This window comes from Bradyrhizobium sp. SZCCHNR1015, from assembly GCF_032489875.1.
Classification (GTDB): Bacteria; Pseudomonadota; Alphaproteobacteria; order Rhizobiales; family Xanthobacteraceae; genus Bradyrhizobium.
Genome location: NZ_JAUEYW010000003.1, coordinates 200140 through 218636, shown reverse-complemented (window position 1 = coordinate 218636; position 18497 = coordinate 200140). Strand labels below are relative to the sequence as shown.

Genomic DNA, 18497 nt, shown 5'->3' with positions numbered 1-18497 from the left:
TTGATGCTGGTCCCTGCGAGGATGAAACGAATTCATCGAAAGCGATGGGAGTGACTGGTTTGACGGCAGGCCGGCTCGGGAACTGGTTCGAATTTGTCCGTGGGAGCGCATTCGGCGGCGAGCCGGACGTCGCCGAGGCCCAGGAGAGTCCATGACCTTCGAGCAAATGAGGATCTTCCTCGAAGCCGCTCATTTTGGCAGCTTCACCCATGCTGCCGAGCGGCTGGGCCTCACGCAATCGGCGGTCAGCGTCTCGATCAAGAAGCTGGAGGAGAAGCTCGACGTCCCGCTGTTCGACCGCTCCGGGCGCAGGCTGATGCTGACCGAGGCCGGACAGGTGCTGTTGAACGAGGCCGAGCGGATCCTGCGTGACATCGAGCTGACGATGCGCCGCGTCGAAGGCCGGCGTCCCGCCTCACCGTCCGCGCTGGTGGCATGCACCGCCAGCGCCTACGACTTCTGGATGCCGCATCTTCTGGCGCGGGACAATGGTCCCGGCGCATTCGGTGTCGATCTCGTCCGCGGCAGCGTCAACGAGGTAGCGGCTTATGTGATGCGGGGAACGGCGGATGCGGGGGTGACCAGCGCCATGCCGAGCCACCCGCAGTTCCGCCAGGTCGCCGTGTTCGCCGACCGACTGGTGCTATGCGCTCATCCCGAGCGGGCGCAGCAAGTGCCGGCCGATCTGAGCTGGAAGTCGCTGGCCGAGCAGGCGCCCTTGTTGTGGGAGCACGGCGAACTGACGCAGACGCTGACCGCGGCGCTCGTCTCTCACCGGGTCGAGCCCGAGCGTGTGGCGCATCCCGTCCTCAAGCTGTCGTCGAGCACGGCGGTGATCTCGGCGCTGCTTGGCGGCCGCCATATCGGCTTCGTGTCGGATCGCGCCGCGCAGCCGTGGCTGGCGTCGGGGCGGCTCGTGCGGATCGGAACGCCGGAGATTCCCGTGCGCTATTGGCTGTTCGGCCTGCGTGAGCACGACATCGACAGGTTCGTGGCGCTGTTCGGTGCGCGCGTGGAATAGCTCCGGCCGCGCGCCTGCGCGGTGAGGGGCGATGACTGCCCGACGGGCAATCTGCTCATGACAGCTCTGCGTGAACTGCCCGTCGAGCCAGTTTGCCGCACCGTTGCGGCCTTGTGTCGTCGGGCAAATCAGGACGATGTTCCCACGCATCCCGCCTCACTCGGAGGGGCGTTGCGCGCGATCGTCACGACACGCGAGGCGGGGAGGCGATGGCCGCGAGGTGCCGCAGCGTAGCTTGCTACGCGGACGAACGGCAGCTTGCGGACGTGAAGTCGTGTGGTCCTGACCTCCCGGTGCCGAGGTCAAGTCGACGCCAGCGCTTGACGCGCTGCGTTGATGACGGGGGCAATCAAGCCGGTCCCCGGGGAGAGCGCGAAGTAAGCGTAAGCCCGTCGCGCAGGGAATGCCGGATGTTCGGCTGAACCTGTGGTACCTGCCGCCTGCATTTTTTTCGCAGGCGGGCCATGGGTGAGGCCTTCACCCGGCATTCCCTGCGCCCTCCGACCTGATGAGGGCGACGACGACCGGCAGAGCTCGGGCGAGATACGCCGCGGGAATGCAGGCGTGCGCCAAAATGTAACTGTCGTCCCGGGCAAGCCACGACGGCGCGAAGCGACGGCGTGGTGCCGACCCGGGACCCATAGCCACAGGACGATGTCATTGCACACGATGGGGGGGGACCAGCGTCGTGTTTCAACAGCCGCTGGTGGTTATGGGGCCCTGCGTTCGCAGGGACGGCAGCGAAGGAATGCAGGAAGACCACGGATCGCAGCTAAGGGCAGATCCCAATGCGCGAGCCATCCGGCGTCTGGCAGGCGACGCTTCGCGCAGGCGCCTACGCCTTCGCCGCCTTCGACGCCAGCGCATCGGCCACCGCGGTGCGGATGTCGGCGACCGAGAACGGCTTGGTGATGACGTCGTGAGCGATTGCGCTGAGATTCGACGCCCGCTCGCGCTGATGGGCAAAGCCGGTCATCAGCAGGATGGTCAGGTCGGGAAAATCGCGCGCCGCCGACAGTGCCAGCGCGATGCCGTCCATGATGGGCATCTGGATGTCGGTCAGCAACAGGTCGAAGGCGCCGGCCTCGCGCGTCAGGATGTCGAGTGCCTCGGCACCGTCCTGCGCCGTCACGATCTCATGTCCATCCATGGCAATGGCGCGCGCGACCAAGGTCCGCATCGAATCTTCGTCGTCGGCGATCAGCACGCGCGACATGTCGTTTCGTCTCCGTGTCGTGGGCCCCGCGGGCGACCCACGAGACCGGAACCATCATGCACTGCCGGCGGCGAGATCGCGCCGGTTGAAGAACCGTATATTGATATTGCGGCCTTCGGGAGGGGGCGAGGCGAGCCGCGACTTGAACGTCGTGCGCTCACCGGGCTTGAGCGCGGTCTGCTCGAGCAGGGTGTTCCAGGCGTAGATCTCGGTGCCCTGCGCGTCACGGACGCTGAAGCGCAGCCGCGGCAGGTCGACCGGTTTCTTCGTCAGGCTGACGATCGTCCCCTCGATCACCAGCACCGGCTTGCCGTCGACGGTTTCGGTCGCGACCTTCACGTCCTTGAAGCTCAGGCCGCGCAGGTTCACCTCGAGCCCGACCAGCTTGTAGAACGACGCCGTCTGCGGCAGCAGCCTGACGACGTCGGCGCGCCACACCACCAGCGCAATCGTGAGCGCCGCCATGGCGGCCGTCAGCACCGGCAGGTTCAACAGCCTATTGCCTGGGACATCCGGCAATTTCGGGCGCCTGATGAGCGTGCGGAGACCGGCGAGGCGCGAAGCCCCGCTCTGCACCGGCTGCTCGGCCTCTTCGGTGTCGTCCTCGGGCTCGGCGAGCGCTTCCTCGGGCCAGCCGGCGGCCAGCGGCGGACTTTCCACCTCGGGCTGGCGTCCGTCGTCGTCGTCTTCCTGGCGGGCGAGGGCTTCCCACTCGTCGGCGGCGTCACGCGGCGCGGCGGCCGCGCCGGCCTCCGCCATGGCAGGTATGGGGGCGGGCGCCTCGACCGCATCCTCCGGTCGCGCCAGCCAGACCTCCTTGCAACGGGAACAGCGTACGCTGCGGCCGGCCATACCCAGGGTTGCCAAGTCGATGGCATAAGATGTCGTACAATGAGGGCAAACGATGAACATCGCGCCGGTTCTCCAACGGCCATTGCCGCTTTGTTTCCGACAGTTCGTGCTACAAGGACCGCCATGTCGACGAACTTCGGAACTCAATCGCGCCAATGGTACACGGCGACCGTTAACGAACCGGAAACCATAACGGGCGCTCAATCGGGCCATCGTACCGCTGAGCTTGGAGCGTGCGGGTCTGCCGCGCACGCGGTCGAACGGAGCTGACGCTTTGGTTCGGTTCGAAAATGTTGGGCTGCGCTATGGACTGGGGCCGGAGATCCTCCGCGACCTCAGTTTCCAGGTTCCGGCCCATTCCTTCCAGTTTCTCACCGGCCCGTCGGGCGCCGGCAAGACCTCGCTGCTGAAGCTGCTGTTCCTGTCGCTGCGGCCGACCCGCGGCCTGGTCAATCTGTTCGGCTACGACATCTCGCTGCTCAGCAAGGAGGAGATCGCCGATCTGCGCAAGCGCATCGGCATCGTGCTGCAGGATTTCCGGCTGCTCGACCACATGACGACCTACGAGAACGTGGCGCTGCCGTTTCGGGTCATGGGCCGCGACGAGTCGAGCTACCGCAAGGAGGTCATCGACCTCCTGAAATGGGTCGGCCTCGGCGAGCGCATGGATGCGCTGCCGCCGATCCTGTCGGGCGGCGAGAAGCAGCGCGCGGCGATCGCGCGCGCCGTGATCTCGCGGCCGCAACTGCTGCTCGCGGACGAGCCGACCGGCAACGTCGATCCGACACTGGGTCGCCGCCTTCTGCGGCTATTCATCGAGCTGAACCGCTCGGGCACGGCGGTGATCATCGCAACCCATGACATCACGCTGATGGACCAATACGAGGCCCGCCGGCTGGTGCTGCATCAGGGACGATTGCACATCTATGAGTAGCGTAGACGATCGCGGCCTTCTGGTCGATCTCGGCGACGACCGCCCGCAACTGCCGGCGCAGGCCCGCATCGTGTCGCCGATCGTGCCGCGCGCCTCGATCGCGGGCCGCGCGCTGGTCGCCGTGGTCGCGATCATGACCTTCCTGGCCTCGATCACGACCGGCGGCGTGCTGCTGGTCAGCGAGTCCGCGGCCGAGTGGCAGTCGGAGGTGGCGAGCGAGATCACGGTCCAGGTCCGTCCCAAGACCGGCCGCGACATCGAGCGTGACATTGCCCTGGTGACGGACGCGATGCGGGGGCAGTCGGGCATCGTCGAGGTCCGGCCCTTTACCAAGGAGGAATCCAGCAAGCTGCTGGAGCCGTGGCTCGGCAGCGGCCTGTCGTTCGACGAGCTTCCGGTGCCGCGCGTGATCATTGCGCGCGTCCAGCCCGGCACCAGCTTCGATCTCAACGCCCTGCGCACCCGCGTGACCCAGGTTGCGCCGACCGCCAGCGTGGACGACCATCGCGCCTGGATCGAGCGGATGCGCTCGATGACCGGCGCGACCCTGTTTGCAGGCTTCGGCATCCTCGTGCTGGTGATCGCGGCCACCATCATCTCGGTGTCGTTCGCGACCCGCGGCGCGATGGCCGCGAACCGGCCGATCGTCGAGGTGCTGCACTTCGTCGGCGCCGGTGACCGCTACATCGCCAATCACTTCCTGCGGCACTTCCTGCAGCTCGGACTGGAGGGGGGCGTGATCGGCGGCGGCCTTGCGATGCTCGGATTCGGGTTCTCGGAGTCGATCGCCAACTGGTTCTCCGGCACCCCCGTCGGCGATCAGTTCGCGGCGTTGCTGGGGACGTTCTCGCTGCGCCCGCTCGGCTATGTCGCGATCGCGCTGCAGGCCGTGGTGATCGCCGCGGTGACCGGCTGGGCCGCACGCCGGACCCTGTTCACGACGCTGGCGAGCATCGACTGATGGCGGCTTCTATCCCCAGCCGTCTCGTTGCGGATTTCACTTGGCCCGAAAACCGCCTAAAATCGTCTGCGCCGGGATGAGGCAGGACGGGGTGAGCTGGGTCACGAACACGGCGGAGGTCGCGCGCCAGGATCGGCGGCGAGCGAACGTGATCGGGAGGCCGGCGAAACCTGCCTGCGTTCCCGGACTTGAACGACGGGATCGCGCGACGGCATGGCGCCGCGCGCAGGCAGGCAAGGACAAGCCAGGCGTTGCATGGAGCCGGAGACCGACCATAGCAGGCGAAAGCTGCCGCTCACCGTGGCGGTGTGGCGGACGGTCGCGGGCGCCGTGGCGACGCTCGGGGTCGGTTTCTTCGTCGCGGCGGTCGGCTTCGTCGGCTTCCTCTCGCAATTACGGGGCGCCGAGATCCAGCCCGAGCGCAAGGCGGACGGAATCGTGGTCCTGACCGGCGGCTCGTCACGCGTATCGGACGCGGTGGAACTCCTGGCGGGAGGCTATGGCCGGCGGCTGCTGATCTCCGGCGTGCATCCGACCAACGAGGCCAGCGACATCACCCGGTCGCTGCCCGAGGCGCGATCATTCATCAACTGCTGCGTCGATCTGGATTATTCGGCGATCAACACCCGCAGCAACGCCGCGCAGACGCGGCGATGGGCCAGCGAGCGCGGCTTCAAGTCGCTGATCGTGGTGACGTCGAACTATCACATGCCCCGGGCCATCGTCGAACTCTCGCATGCGATGCCAAGCATGGATCTCATTCCCTATGCCGTTGTCGGCGAGAAATGGCGCGACGAGCCGTGGTGGACCAGCGCGCCGACGGTGCGACTTCTGCTGTCCGAATACGCCAAATATGTCGCCGCCGAGATGCGGCTGCGGCTGGCCGATCTCGGCCTCGATCTCGCGCCCGAGGTCGATCCGCCAACCGGCTCGGTGTCGCGCCGACCGACGACGGCGCAAGCCAATTGAACTGGGTTTCTGATGGTCTCGATCTTCCTGCGTTCGCTGCTGTTCAACATCCTTTTCTACCCGAACTTCGTGCTCTGGGCGCTGATCGCGTTGCCGACCCTGGCGATGCCCCGCAAGGCGCTGCTGCGCGTCGCCAACTGGTGGGCGCAGAGCAACATCGTGTTGATGCGCGTCGTCTGCAACATCCGCGTCGAATATCGCGGCGTCGAGAAGATCCCGAAGGGGCCGCTGATCGTCGCCGCCAAGCATCAGTCGATGTGGGAGACGATCTCGCTGCTGCATTTCTTCGATGCGCCATTCTTCGTTCTCAAGCGCGAGCTGCTGCGCATTCCCTTGTTCGGACAGTATCTCGTCAAGGCGGACATGATCGCGATCGACCGCAGCTCCGGCGCCCGCGCGTTGAAGCAGGTGATGCGGCGGGCGGCGGAGGAGGTGAAGCATGGCCGTCAGTTCGTGATCTTCCCGGAAGGCACCCGGCGCCCGGCGGGCGCACCGCCGGACTACAAGGGCGGCGTCGGTTTGATCTACACGGATTGCGGCGTACCCTGCCTGCCGGTGGCCCTGAATTCGGGTTTGTTTTGGCCACGCCGCACATTTCTGCGCTATCCGGGCACGCTCGTCGTGGAGTTTCTCGATCCGCTGCCGCCTGGCCTGCCGCGCGATGAGTTCATGGCGCGGATTCAGGGTGTCATCGAAGAGGCGACCGGCCGGCTCGTCGCCGCGGGGCAGGCGGAACAGGCGCAGTTGTTTGGCCGGGTGCGGGCGCCGGTGAAGGCTTGAGGGCTATGTCTTGCCTGGCGCAGGATGCAGCGAGTGGCCGTCATCGTGCAGCATCGTCGCCAGCCGATGCAACTGCGTATCGCGAAAGCCCTGCGCCTCGATCGCCTTCACGGTCGAGATCACGTAGTCGCGATTGGCGCCGGACTGGCCGTGACCCTGGCGCACATGGCGCAACTGCTCCTGCGGCGACAGCCGGCCTGCATATTGCACATGGCCGCGATCGACCACGTAGACCAATGCGCTCACCCGCTCGCGCGCTTCGTTTTCAAGCCAAACCGAGCGCGTCACTTCGCGATAGACCGAGGTCACCTGCTCACGCGCCCGCAAGTAGGCGATGGTCTCGTCGCGCTTGTCTGCTGCGACCCGAAACGCAATGCCGCGACACGCGCCGCCGCGATCGAGACCGAGGACGAGGCCCGGCTTCTCCGGCGTTCCGCGGTGGACGAACGAATACACACAGAGCGCGCGATGCTCGCCGATCAGCCGCGCCGGCACCTGCTCGAGAAAGGCGAATCCGGGCCGCCACATCAGCGAGCCATAGCCGAACACCCAGAGGTCGCCATCGGGAAGGTCGGGTTCGGAGAGGGTCATTGCGGACATCAATGCGGAAGCCTAAGTACGGTGCTCGCGAATTGTTAATTTAGATACACAATCCGTGATCGCCGAATTGCCAAAATTGCTGCCCAAAGGGTGTCCTGCATGTCTCGTTCGCCGCAACCGCCGCGCAGGCGCTCTCGCTGGGGGCTTTTCATCGCTCCCGTCCTGCTCCTGATCGCCGCTGTTGCGTGGAGCGCATTCTGGTTCTTCGCCGCTTCGCAAGTGGATGTCCAGGCCGACGCCTGGCGTGCGCGCGAAGCAAAATCGGGACGCGTCTATGACTGCGCGAAGCGCTCGGTCGCGGGCTTCCCGTTCCGGCTCGAGGTCCGCTGCACGGATCCAAGCGTGGCGCTGTTTTCGCAGGCGGCCGGTACGCCCTTGATGAATGCGAAGCTCGACGAGATCCTCGTCGTCGCCCAGGTTTGGGACCCGAAGCGGATCATCGCGGAGTTCAAGGGACCCGCGACGATTGCCGATGGTCGTGGACCGGCGTCGTTCTCCGTGAACTGGCGCGTCGGCGAGGCCAGCGTCCGCGGCCTCCCGGGGCCGCCGCAGCGCGCCGACCTCGTGTTCGAACAACCGACCATCGACCGCATCGAGGGCAACACCGCCGTGCCCGCAGCGCGCGCCGATCATGCCGAATTGCACGGCCGTCTCGCCGAGGGCACGCCGTCGGATCATCCGGTGCTGGAGACTGCGCTGCAGATCGAAAACGGCAGCATCCAGGGCGGTCATCCGCTGCTGGCCGAACCGTTCAATGCCGACATCCAGGCCCGCGTCACCGGTCTGAAGGACTTCCGGCCCAAACCCTGGCCGGAGCGGTTTCGCGAGATCCAGGCCGCCGGCGGTCATGTCGAGATCGTCCAATCGCGCATCCAGCAGGGCGAGTTGCTCGCCGTTGCCTCGGGCACGCTCAGCCTGACCGCCAACGGCAACATCGATGGCGAGGTGCAGATGACGGTCGCCGGGATCGAAAAGGTCATCCCGGCGCTCGGCCTCGACAAGATGCTCGAGAACGGCGTGCCGCAGGGAACGCTCGACCGCGTGGCGCCCGGTGTGAAGTCGCAGGACGTCAACAACCTGCTCGGTGCGCTCGACCGCGCCATTCCCGGCCTCGGCAAGGTCGTCAAGCAGAACGCCAATGTCGGCGTCGCACTTGGCATCAATGCGCTCGGCAAGGAGGCCACCCTCGAAGGCCGCAAGGCGCGGACCTTCCCGCTGCGGTTCTCCGACGGCGTCGTCGTGCTCGGTCCGTTCAAGGTCGCCCGTGTCCCGCCGCTGTTCTGACCTCAGCTCTTCTTCAACTGCGGCAGCGGCCGGCCGAAATCCGGCGCCGCCGAATCCTGGCCGATATCGACGATGCCGCGGCGGATCGCGCGCGTGCGGGTGAAGTGATCGAACAGCGCCTCGCCGTCGCCGCGCCGGATCGCCCGCGTCAGCTTCGACAGGTCCTCGGTGAAGGTGCCGAGCATGTCGAGCACGGCATCCTTGTTGCTCAGGAAGATGTCGCGCCACATCGTCGGATCGGAGGCGGCGATGCGGGTGAAGTCGCGGAAGCCGCCGGCGGAGAATTTGATCACCTCGGACTCGGTCACCTGCGCCAGCTCGTCGGCGGTGCCGACGATGGTGTAGGCGATCAGATGCGGTAGGTGGCTGGTGATCGCGAGCACGCGGTCGTGATGGTCCGGCGTCATGATCTCGACCTTGGCGCCGAGCGCCGTCCAGAATGCACGCAGACGATCGATCGCGCCGGCATCGACGCCGTCGGGCGGCGTCAGGATGCACCAGCGGTTGATGAACAGCTCGGCGAAGCCGGAATCGGGCCCGGAATTCTCGGTGCCGGCCACGGGATGGGCCGGCACGAAGTGGACGTTCGCCGGAAGATGCGGCGCCATGTCGCGCACGATCGCGCCTTTCACCGAGCCAACGTCGGAGACGACGGCGCCCGGCTTCAGATGCGGCGCGATCTCGGCCGCAACCGGACCGCAGGCGCCGACGGGAATGCAGAGGATGACGAGATCGGCGTCCTTGACCGCCTCTTCATTGCTCGCGACGACGCGGTCGACGACGCCGAGCTCGGCGACACGCGCGCGCGTCTTCTCCGAGCGCGCCGTGGTGACGATCTCGCCGGCCACGCCCTGCAGCCGCGCCGCGCGCGCGATCGAGCCGCCGATCAGGCCGAAGCCGATCAGCGCGACGCGTTCGAATCGCCCCGCGACGCTCATGTCGCCCTCATGAATTCGCTGAGAGCCTCCACGACCAGACGATTGGCCTCCTCGGTGCCGATCGTCATGCGCAACGCGTTCGGCAGCTTGTAGTTGGCGAGCGCGCGCAGCACGAGGCCGCGCCGGGTCAGGAATTCGTCGGCCTCGACCGCGGTCTTGCCCTTGTCGGTCGGGAAGTGGATCAGGATGAAATTGGTGACACTCGGCGTCACCTTCAGCCCAAGCTTGCCGATCTCCTCGGTCAGCCAGTTGCGCCACGTTTCCGTGTGCGTCTTCGACATCTGCTGATGCGCGGTGTCCTCGATCGCGGCGACCGCCGCGAGCATCGCCGGTGAGGAAACGTTGAACGGCCCGCGGATGCGGTTGATCGCATCGACGATATGCGCCGGGCCGAACATCCAGCCGACGCGGAGCGCCGCGAGCCCGTGGATCTTCGAGAACGTATGGGTGACCACGGTGTTCTCCGTCGTGGCGACCAGCTCGAGCCCGAACTCGTAGTCATTGCGCGAGACATAGTCTGCATAGGCGGCGTCGAGCACCAGCACGACATGGGAGGGCAGACCGGCGCGCAGCCGCTTGACCTCGTCGAACGGGATGTAGGTGCCGGTCGGGTTGTTCGGGTTGGCGAGCCAGACCAGCTTGGTGCGCGGCGTCACCGCGGCAAGGATGGCGTCGACGTCGGTGCGATATTCCGTCTCCGCGGCAACCACGTTCCTGGCGCCGCAGGCCATGGTCGCGATCGGATAGACCAGGAAGCCGTGGGCGGTGGAGATCGCCTCGTCGCCTTGGCCGAGAAAGGTGTGTGCCAGCAGATTGAGGATCTCGTCGGAGCCGGCGCCGCAGACGATGCGGTCGGGATCGAGGCCGTAGGCGCGGCCGATCGCCTGGCGCAGCACCCGTGAAGTCCCTTCCGGATAATCTTCCAGGTGAGTGGCCGCACTCTTGAATGCCTCGATCGCCCTCGGCGAGGGGCCGAACGGGGTCTCATTGGCCGACAGTTTGAAAACCTTGCGGCCCGGCTCCGGCTGGGGACTCTTGCCCGGTGTATAGGGCGCGATATCGAGGATGCCGGGGTTCGGCACGGGGCGGTTCATCGTCAACTCCGGAAAATCATCACTGGCGCGGGGCGTCTCAGCTCGGAACCGTATAGCGTTTCGCATGGCCGCCGACGAGGGCGGCGGAGCGTACCGAGGCGCCCGCCGCGATCAGGGCAGCCCTGATCTTGTCGAGGTTCGACGGCGACTCGATCGATACCAGCAGTGCGGCGCCGTCGAAGGCGGTATCGGGCACCGCGATGACGTCGGCGAGCGGCGACAGCGCCCGCGACACCTGCGCATTCCAGCCGGAGACGCGGATGCTCCAGGTCTCGACCTCGAGCACCAGCGCATCGTCGGCGACGCGCGACACCGCGAACACCGGCAGCGCGGCGGGATGGTCGGCGCGCTCGATGAACGGCATCCGCGCGATGATCTTTGGCGCGCCCACGGGCTCGAGCGTGATCCACCACGGCGTATGGCCGGAGGTCGTCGACACCAGCGCGAGATCGCCCTTCGAGCGCGCCACAGCCTCGACCGCGGCTTGCGCGCTGAAATGCGGCACGTAGGGCACCACGAATCCGAAATGGAACCTGGCGGAATCGCGCATCGCGGATTCGCCGACCGACACGTCGGCATGAACCGAGAACGGCGCCTGCACATAGGTGAAGGTCGAGACGATCACGCGCCAGATCCCCTCGACGGTGTCGAGCGGCAGGATGCCGCGATGGCGCTGCACCAGGCGGCGCATCATGTCGGCCTCGCGCGCGGGCCTGAACGCCGAGCCGACCTCCTGGGTCTTCTTGACCTTGATCAGCCGGTCGATGATGTCGGCCCTGTTCATCAGCAACTGATGGACCTGCTCATCGATGGCATCGATCTCCTTGCGCAGATCGGCGAGCGAGGGCGGGGCGGGCGGCGGGTTCGACATGGTCCGTGTCACTCTTCGCGAGGCCACGGGAAAACCTGCGGCCAAAGGAACGGATGCCGTTCTCTCCGATGCCGCGGACCTGCGCAACAGCAAGTTTACCTTGCGCCATCCAGGCTTGGCTGACCTGCGGCAGAGCGCCCGACCAACGGTCAACCCCAGCTTGCCTTGACGAATAGCGCCCGCGGGACTAGTTTCTGCCCGTTCCGTGGTCATTTGAGCCGGCCGGCTTGCAGCCACGTTAAAAAACTCGCTAAACAGGCCGGGGACGTTATCGATCCCGGCCGAACCCCAGTTCAGGCCGGGTTTTTCATGGCCTGATGTGTCACGTGGTTCGGGAGCCCTGGCCGGATGGCTGGGGTGAGAGACATGACAGGTCTGACGCCGAAGTCCAAATCTGCGACGTCCAAATCCGCGACGCCTACATCCGCGTTGCGCACGGTCGCGCCCGACGAGCGCTCGCACGAGGTCGATCATCCGAGCTCGCCGGTGGCGCAGTTCGGCGCCGACAAGCCGCTCAGGCTCGATTGCGGCGTCGACCTGTCGCCGTTCCAGATCGCCTACCAGACCTACGGCGAGCTCAATGCCGACCGGTCGAACGCGGTGCTGGTCTGCCACGCGCTGACCGGCGACCAGCACGTCGCCAACCGCCATCCCGTCACCGGCAAGCCCGGCTGGTGGGAGACGCTGGTCGGTCCCGGCCGCCCGCTCGATCCCAGTCGCTATTTCATCATCTGCTCCAACGTGATCGGCGGCTGCATGGGCTCGACCGGGCCGGCCTCGCTGAACCCCGCCACCGGCAAGGTGTGGGGGCTCGATTTCCCGATCATCACCATCCCCGACATGGTGCGGGCGCAGGCGATGCTGATCGATCATCTCGGCATCGACACGCTGTTCGCCGTGGTCGGCGGCTCGATGGGCGGCATGCAGGCGCTGCAATGGACGGTGGCCTATCCGCAGCGCGTGTTCGCCAATCTCGCGATCGCCTGCGCGACGCGCCACTCGGCGCAGAACATCGCCTTCCACGAGCTTGGCCGCCAGGCCGTGATGGCCGATCCCGACTGGGATCACGGCCGTTACGCCGACAAGGGCACGCATCCGCATCGCGGCCTGGCTGTGGCGCGCATGGCTGCGCACATCACCTACCTCTCCGACGCCGCCTTGCATCGCAAGTTCGGCCGCCGCATGCAGGACCGCGAGCTGCCGACGTTCTCCTTCGACGCCGATTTCCAGGTCGAGAGCTACCTGCGCTACCAGGGATCGTCCTTCGTCGAGCGCTTCGACGCCAACTCCTATCTCTATCTGACGCGGGCGATGGATTATTTCGACATCGCCGGCGACCATGACGGCGTGCTGGCGGCGGCGTTTCGCGGCATCAAGACCCGTTTTTGCGTGGTGTCGTTCACCAGCGACTGGCTGTTTCCGACTGCGGAGTCGCGCGCGCTGGTGCATGCGCTCAACGCCTCCAGCGCGCGGGTGTCGTTCGCCGAGATCGAGACCGACCGGGGCCACGACGCGTTCCTGCTCGATGTCCCCGAGTTCTTCGAGATCGCCAGCGCGTTTCTCGATTCCGCCGGCAAGGCGCGCGGGCTTGCCCATGCGAAGGGAGACTGAGCCATGAGCATGCAGGGTGTGCTGCCGCTGAACGGCTTCACTGGCGGCGAGGTGCTGGCCTATCGGCCTGATCATCTGCTGGTCGCCGGCATGGTCGAGCGCGGCTCCAAGGTGCTCGACATCGGCTGCGGCGATGGCGATCTGCTGCAACTGCTGGAAAGCCGCGGCATCGACGGCCGCGGCATCGAGCTGTCCCGCGAGGGCGTCAACCATTGCGTCGCCAAGGGGCTCGCGGTGGTGCAGGGCGACGCCGATACGGATCTCGTCGATTATCCGGACGACGCGTTCGACTACGTGATCCTGTCGCAGACCCTGCAGGCGACGCGGCAGCCCAAGGTCGTGCTGGAGAACCTGCTGCGCATCGGCCGTCGCGCCATCGTCACCTTCCCGAATTTCGGCTTCTGGCGGCTGCGGCTGCAACTGCTGGTCGGCGGCCACATGCCACGCACCGACAATCTGCCCTTCACCTGGTACGACACGCCGAACATTCATTTCTGCACCATCAAGGACTTCGTGCAGCTCTGCGACGAGATCGGCGTCAAGATGGAGCGCGCCGTCGCCCTCGATAGTTACGGCCGTCCCCTGCGCGTCGCCATGCCTTGGTGGTTCTGGAACATGTTCGGCGAGCAGGGGGTGTTTCTGCTGAGCAGGGGTGAGCGGCGGTAGGGAACCGAGTGCAGCCCCGGGGTGCTGCCGAAGTTTGGTCCTCGCTCTCTCCCCACGTCATGGCCGGGCTTGTCCCGGCCATTCACGTCTTGCAGTATGACGACATGGCGAGCGGCTACGTGTATTTCATGACCAATCGTCCGAATGGCACGCTGTACGTCGGTGTGACCAGTGATCTCGTGCGCCGGGTGTATCAGCACCGATCTGGCCTCGTCGACGGCGTCACTAAGCGATATGGTTTGAAGCGGCTCGTTTACTTCGAAGTCTTCGACGACATTCAGAGCGCGATCCAGCGCGAGCACAACATCAAGCATTGGTCACGTGCCTGGAAGGTCGGGCTGATCATTGCAACTAATCCAGATTGGGACGATCTCTTCGATACGATCACAATGTAAATCGTATTTGCGGAGCGACGTGGATGGCCGGGACAAGCCCGGCCATGACGAGCTTGGGGTTGGCGGTTTCCACTTTTCAAAGAGCGGTTAGTCTGAGACATGCTGCCTTATCCTCGCGGCGCATCCGCGCCCGAGCTTTGCGTCACGCGTCGCCTCCGGATAACGCAGAGGCGCAGGGAAGGCCGGATGCTGGCCGCACCCATGGCCCGCCTGCGAAAAAAATGCAGGCGGCAGGAACCACAGGTTCAGCCGAGATCACCCGGCCCTCCCTGCGCGATGGTCTGACGGCTGCTTCGCGTTCTCCCTGGTGCGCCGGGCTTTCTGGCCACCATCGTCCGCGTGATGCAGAGCACCACAACGAACTTGACATCAGCGTCGGGATGCCAGGACCGCGCGACTTGACCGTGCGCATCGGAATTGTTCGTCCGCGCGGGCAATCCCACGCGCAATCCGACACGCCCATCGCATCCCACACTCAGCGTTCGTGACGACCGCGATACGCCCCTCTTGCTGTGAGGCGGGACGCGCGGAAATCTGCGCCTGATTTGCCCGACGGCGCAAGGACTTTCGTGCGACGAACTAACATGACGGGTAATTCGTGCATGAGCGTCATGCGCGATCTGCCCGTCGTGCGGACATCACGTGCATTCTCCCTGTCACCAACATCACGCGGCGTTGGCAGGTCGATCCCGGACTCTCCGAACCGATGCGCCGCGATTAATCATCGCTGATGGACGCGGCTCAAGGCTCGCCGAGACCGCGAGCCAAGCACAAACATTGATTTGGCCGCGGTTCGATGCCACCTTTCGCGATCTCCGACACTTCTTCTCTTCAGGAACGTGAGGCGATCTGGGATGCGCGTCCTGCTGTCGGAAGGATCAGGCCTCACGTCGCGTCAGGTCGCCGGGCGCCTCGGCGCGCTCGGACATGAGGTCGAGATCCTGTCCTCGACGCGGATCTGCCTGTCGCGCTTCACCCGGCATGTGCGGGCTGTTCACGCCGTGCCGCGGTTCGGACGCGATCCGTTCGGATGGCTCGCCGCGGCAGAACGCATTGCAGCCGAGCGAAAGGTCGATCTGCTGTTTCCCACGCAGGAACAGGTGACGGTGCTCTCGGCAAGATTGCCGCAGCTCCGGGTCGCGACGATCGTGCCGCCGTTCAAAAGTCTCGCGCGGGTTCAGGACAAGATATCGGCCTTTCATACGCTCGAAGCCGCAAGCGTGCCACAGCCGCCTACGACGATGGTCTCGCGGATCGAGGATCTCCGTGACGTCGCAGCCTATCCCGTTTTTCTGAAGCGCCCCGTCAGCACGGCAAGCTCGGGCGTCCGCAGGGCGCGAAACGCCGCCGAGCTCAATGCAGCCGCGCGCGAGCTTGGACTTGGTGACGGCTCGGCGTTGATTGCCCAGGCTCAGGTGGCAGGGCCGCTCGCAATGGTGCAGGCCGTTGCCAACCGCGGCCGGCTGGTTGCGCATCATGCCTGCCTTCGCGTGCGCGAGGGCGTCGGTGGCGGAGCGTCGCTGAAGCAGAGCATCGTGCTGCCCGGTCTGGCGGTCATGCTGTCGCGGCTGGTCGCGTTGCTGGATTGGCACGGTGGGCTGTCGATGGATGTGATCATCGCCGATGGCGGACCGGTCATCATTGATGTCAATCCCCGGCTGGTCGAACCTGCCAACGCCTTCGCTGCGGGTGTGGATCTCGTTGCGGCGATGATCGATGCGGCCATTGGTGCTGCGACTGGGGAATGTCCGGCCGGGGCCGCCGGCGTGCGGACCCGTCAGACGCTGCTGGCGATCCTTGGCGCCGCCGAGCAGACGGGGGCGCGGATCGCGGTGTTGCGCGAAGCGATCGATGCGATTGCGGCACGCGGCGACTACGCCGGATCAACCGAGGAACTGACGCCAGTCGCGGGCGATCCGCTTGCGCTCGTTCCCGTCATCGCTGCGCTCGGCGCGTCGCTGATCCGCCCGTCGCTATGGCGCAAATTCCATAGCGGCGCCGTTGGTCCCTACGCAGTCACGCCGGAGGCGTGGGCAGAGATTCTGGCTGCGGCGGCTTGATAGCGCAGACCGCCGCGGTGATCCGGCGAGGATTGCGCGCCTTCAATCCCTCTGGACTTAACTCATTCACACGGTGGTCGCATATCTAATGACAACTAACATGACGGGCAGTTCGTGCATGAAGCTCATGCGCAAACTGCCCGTCGTACAACGTCTGATGCGGCTTGGTCGCTGCTGCCTCGTCGGCAATCTACAGCAAGCCGACCTTGTGCATCATGTCGCGGATCTGCGCCGGACTGGGATCACCGGCGGCCGGGCTCGACCACTCGCCGGTCGTCGTTGCCGGGCCCCTGGCAACCGAGCCGGATCCGTTGGGCTTGCCATTGGGCGCCTGCGGCGCCAGCGTCGGAGACGTCGCGGCGTTCTGCGCTTCGCCGCGCGCCAGTCCCAGCAGACGACGAAGGACGTCGAGCGAGGGATCGGCCGCGGGCGCGGAGGCGACGGCCGCTTCCAGGCCGAGGGCGCGCATCGCGTTCGGCAGCCCGGCTCCCGCACGATTGGGGTCGCCGAACTGCAGCGGCGTCGACGTCTCCTTCAGGATCTGGAACAGCCGCTCCACGCGTCGCGCGTCGCGCGTCGCGAACGGGCCCTTGAAGTCGGGATGATGCGCCAGCACCAGCGCAGCGAGGCCGGTGACATGCGGCGTCGCCATCGAGGTGCCGTCCCACGCCCCGAATCCATCGGCCGGCAGCGAGGACACGATGCCGACGCCGGGCGCGCAGACGTCGATCTCCGGCCCGAAGCAGCTGAACTTCGCCGGAAAATATCCGTCGCTGCTGCGGAAGCCGTCCAGCGCCTGCTGGGCGTGGAAGCTGTCCTCGGGAAACTCGCCCCATTTGCCCATCGCGGCGACCGACAGGCAATGCGGCGTCGAGCCAGGAAACTGGACCGGCCCCGACGAATTTCCCGCAGCGACGATACAGGCGAGGCCCATCTGCTTGGCCCGCAGGATCCGCTCCTCGATGATCTGCGACGGCTCGCCGCCGCCCAGGCTCATATTGGCGACGTCGATGCCGTTCTCCATGCAGTAGTCGAGCGCCGAGACGAGATCGCTGAACCGGCCGCCCGGGAAGATCCGGCAGACATGGATTTCGGCCGCCGGAGCGAAGCCGCGAATGCCGCCGCCGCTGCCGACCGGGCCGCCGGCGATGATCCCGGCGCAATGCGAGCCGTGACCGATGGTATCGATGGTCCAGCTCGCGGGATCATTGCCGACGATGCTCTTACCGATCGTGACGCCGTGCAGATTGCGATGCGTTGGTGCTGCGCCGGAATCGATCACCGCGATCTTCACGCCCGCGCCATTGTAGGCGAGGGGAACACGATCGAGGCCCATCGCGCGCTGGCCCCATCCCAGCAATTGCTGGCCGGGAAAGCCGCGCAGGTAGGCGCCCAGCGTCTTCGCGGCAATGCGATTTACGCTGTCGGGGGTCAGTTGCGGACGGTCGAGCCAGAAGGTCCAGTAATCGACCCGCGGCTTGATCAGGATCGAGCGGATGGTGTCGGGCGTTTCGCCCTGAATCTTGAGCGTGACACGGCCGCTGGCGTCGGTGACGCCCTGAACCGGCCACACGCTGCCGAACACGTAGACTTCCGTCTCGGGCAACGGTCCGCTCTCGCCGACCACTTCGATCGTCGTCGAGAAGCCGTCGGCCATGGGAATGAGAACGCCGGGATTGGGAAGCTGGTGCGGCGCCGGAGTCTGCGGAACGGTCGGATCGAGCATGTAGGTGAGCGGCGCATCGTGCTCGACCGCGAGCCGCGCTCCGGCCTGGGCCTTGAGCAATTCGGCCTTGTCGGGCGTCATGCGGGCCAGCACCATGGGGCCGAGCGGCGCCTGTCCCGGGTCGGCGCTCTGGAATCCGAGCAGCCGCGGCGGCTGAATCGTCTTCACCACGTCGATGTCGGGAGTGTTTGTCAGTTGCTGGACGATGAAGTCGGCGCTGAAGGTCGCAAGCCCCGTCTGCTGGCGCGGGGCCAGGATGTACTGCGCCCGTCGCTGCGAGATCGTTGCGCCGGGTTGCCTCGTCGCTGGCGCCGCCTTGCCGCCGTCGCTGCGACCGGTCCCTTGCGCGGCAGGGGCTGATGCGGCGGTCGCCGCTGCCGCGGCCTGCGGTGCGGCAGCGGCCTCGGCCGAGGGCTGCTCCGCTCCCGGCTGCGCTCCGGTGCCGTTGACGGCCGTGCCGGCCGCATCCTTCTGATCAGAGATTTCGGGTTTGCTTCGTGCGGCCATCTGCGGGCTCCT

At 66.2% G+C, this 18497-nt stretch carries 17 protein-coding genes and 1 riboswitch; of the genes, 10 read left to right on the top strand and 7 right to left on the bottom strand.

Annotation, left to right across the window (positions count from 1 at the left end; genetic code table 11):
• Positions 1-151 precede the first annotated feature (151 nt).
• Positions 152-1021, top strand: a complete 870-nt coding sequence (locus tag QX128_RS07510) for a LysR family transcriptional regulator (RefSeq protein WP_316237086.1) — start codon at positions 152-154, stop codon at positions 1019-1021.
• 835 nt (positions 1022-1856) lie between these two features.
• On the opposite strand, the gene QX128_RS07505 is transcribed toward QX128_RS07510, so the two are convergent.
• Together QX128_RS07505 and QX128_RS07500 are read right to left on the bottom strand one after the other, a co-directional pair.
• Positions 1857-2237, bottom strand: a complete 381-nt coding sequence (locus tag QX128_RS07505) for a response regulator (protein ID WP_315805711.1) — start codon at positions 2235-2237, stop codon at positions 1857-1859.
• A gap of 54 nt (positions 2238-2291) precedes the next feature.
• On the bottom strand, positions 2292-3149 hold the full coding sequence (locus QX128_RS07500) for an MJ0042-type zinc finger domain-containing protein (RefSeq protein WP_316237085.1): 858 nt from the start codon (positions 3147-3149) through the stop codon (positions 2292-2294).
• A 214-nt stretch (positions 3150-3363) separates the two neighbouring features.
• Between QX128_RS07500 and ftsE the strand changes: the two genes are divergently transcribed.
• The 4 genes from ftsE to QX128_RS07480 all read left to right on the top strand — a co-directional run bounded on the left by ftsE (position 3364) and on the right by QX128_RS07480 (position 6733).
• A complete protein-coding gene (ftsE, locus tag QX128_RS07495) occupies positions 3364-4023 on the top strand; it encodes a cell division ATP-binding protein FtsE (RefSeq protein ID WP_315805713.1) in 660 nt (219 codons plus the stop codon).
• Positions 4016-4984, top strand: a complete 969-nt coding sequence (locus QX128_RS07490; RefSeq protein WP_315805714.1) for an ABC transporter permease — start codon at positions 4016-4018, stop codon at positions 4982-4984. The genes ftsE and QX128_RS07490 overlap by 8 nt, the downstream gene beginning before the upstream one ends.
• Before the next feature lie 255 nt (positions 4985-5239).
• The gene (locus QX128_RS07485; RefSeq protein WP_316237084.1) at positions 5240-5953 is read left to right on the top strand and encodes a YdcF family protein; all 714 of its coding nucleotides are present in this window, start codon (positions 5240-5242) and stop codon (positions 5951-5953) included.
• A gap of 12 nt (positions 5954-5965) precedes the next feature.
• Positions 5966-6733, top strand: a complete 768-nt coding sequence (locus tag QX128_RS07480; protein ID WP_316237083.1) for a lysophospholipid acyltransferase family protein — start codon at positions 5966-5968, stop codon at positions 6731-6733.
• Positions 6734-6736: 3 nt separating this feature from the next.
• Here QX128_RS07480 and QX128_RS07475 read toward each other — a convergent pair whose 3' ends face one another.
• A complete protein-coding gene (locus tag QX128_RS07475) occupies positions 6737-7333 on the bottom strand; it encodes a gamma-glutamylcyclotransferase (RefSeq protein WP_410052004.1) in 597 nt (198 codons plus the stop codon).
• Positions 7334-7432: 99 nt separating this feature from the next.
• Between QX128_RS07475 and QX128_RS07470 the strand changes: the two genes are divergently transcribed.
• Positions 7433-8617 carry a DUF2125 domain-containing protein gene (locus QX128_RS07470; protein ID WP_316183687.1) on the top strand — a complete coding sequence of 395 codons (1185 nt, stop codon included), beginning with the start codon at positions 7433-7435 and terminating at the stop codon, positions 8615-8617.
• A gap of 2 nt (positions 8618-8619) precedes the next feature.
• On the opposite strand, the gene QX128_RS07465 is transcribed toward QX128_RS07470, so the two are convergent.
• From QX128_RS07465 to QX128_RS07455, 3 genes are read right to left on the bottom strand one after another with little or no spacing between them, the layout of a single operon-like run.
• Entirely contained in the window at positions 8620-9555 is a 936-nt protein-coding gene (locus QX128_RS07465; protein WP_316183686.1) for a prephenate/arogenate dehydrogenase family protein, read from the bottom strand.
• Positions 9552-10649 carry a histidinol-phosphate transaminase gene (hisC, locus tag QX128_RS07460; RefSeq protein ID WP_316237082.1) on the bottom strand — a complete coding sequence of 366 codons (1098 nt, stop codon included), beginning with the start codon at positions 10647-10649 and terminating at the stop codon, positions 9552-9554. The genes QX128_RS07465 and hisC overlap by 4 nt, the downstream gene beginning before the upstream one ends.
• 37 nt (positions 10650-10686) lie before the next feature.
• Positions 10687-11520 carry a chorismate mutase gene (locus QX128_RS07455; RefSeq protein ID WP_315805721.1) on the bottom strand — a complete coding sequence of 278 codons (834 nt, stop codon included), beginning with the start codon at positions 11518-11520 and terminating at the stop codon, positions 10687-10689.
• Between the two features lie 195 nt (positions 11521-11715).
• Positions 11716-11795, top strand: a riboswitch (SAM riboswitch).
• A gap of 82 nt (positions 11796-11877) precedes the next feature.
• Between QX128_RS07455 and QX128_RS07450 the strand changes: the two genes are divergently transcribed.
• The 4 genes from QX128_RS07450 to QX128_RS07435 all read left to right on the top strand — a co-directional run bounded on the left by QX128_RS07450 (position 11878) and on the right by QX128_RS07435 (position 16252).
• Positions 11878-13131, top strand: a complete 1254-nt coding sequence (locus QX128_RS07450) for a homoserine O-acetyltransferase (protein WP_316218865.1) — start codon at positions 11878-11880, stop codon at positions 13129-13131.
• A 3-nt stretch (positions 13132-13134) separates the two neighbouring features.
• Positions 13135-13797 carry a methionine biosynthesis protein MetW gene (gene metW / locus QX128_RS07445; RefSeq protein ID WP_316183684.1) on the top strand — a complete coding sequence of 221 codons (663 nt, stop codon included), beginning with the start codon at positions 13135-13137 and terminating at the stop codon, positions 13795-13797.
• Positions 13798-13901: 104 nt separating this feature from the next.
• A complete protein-coding gene (locus QX128_RS07440) occupies positions 13902-14192 on the top strand; it encodes a GIY-YIG nuclease family protein (RefSeq protein ID WP_316237081.1) in 291 nt (96 codons plus the stop codon).
• A gap of 854 nt (positions 14193-15046) precedes the next feature.
• Positions 15047-16252, top strand: a complete 1206-nt coding sequence (locus QX128_RS07435; protein ID WP_316237080.1) for an ATP-grasp domain-containing protein — start codon at positions 15047-15049, stop codon at positions 16250-16252.
• Between the two features lie 190 nt (positions 16253-16442).
• Here QX128_RS07435 and QX128_RS07430 read toward each other — a convergent pair whose 3' ends face one another.
• Positions 16443-18485, bottom strand: a complete 2043-nt coding sequence (locus QX128_RS07430) for a S8 family serine peptidase (RefSeq protein WP_316237079.1) — start codon at positions 18483-18485, stop codon at positions 16443-16445.
• Positions 18486-18497 lie beyond the last annotated feature (12 nt).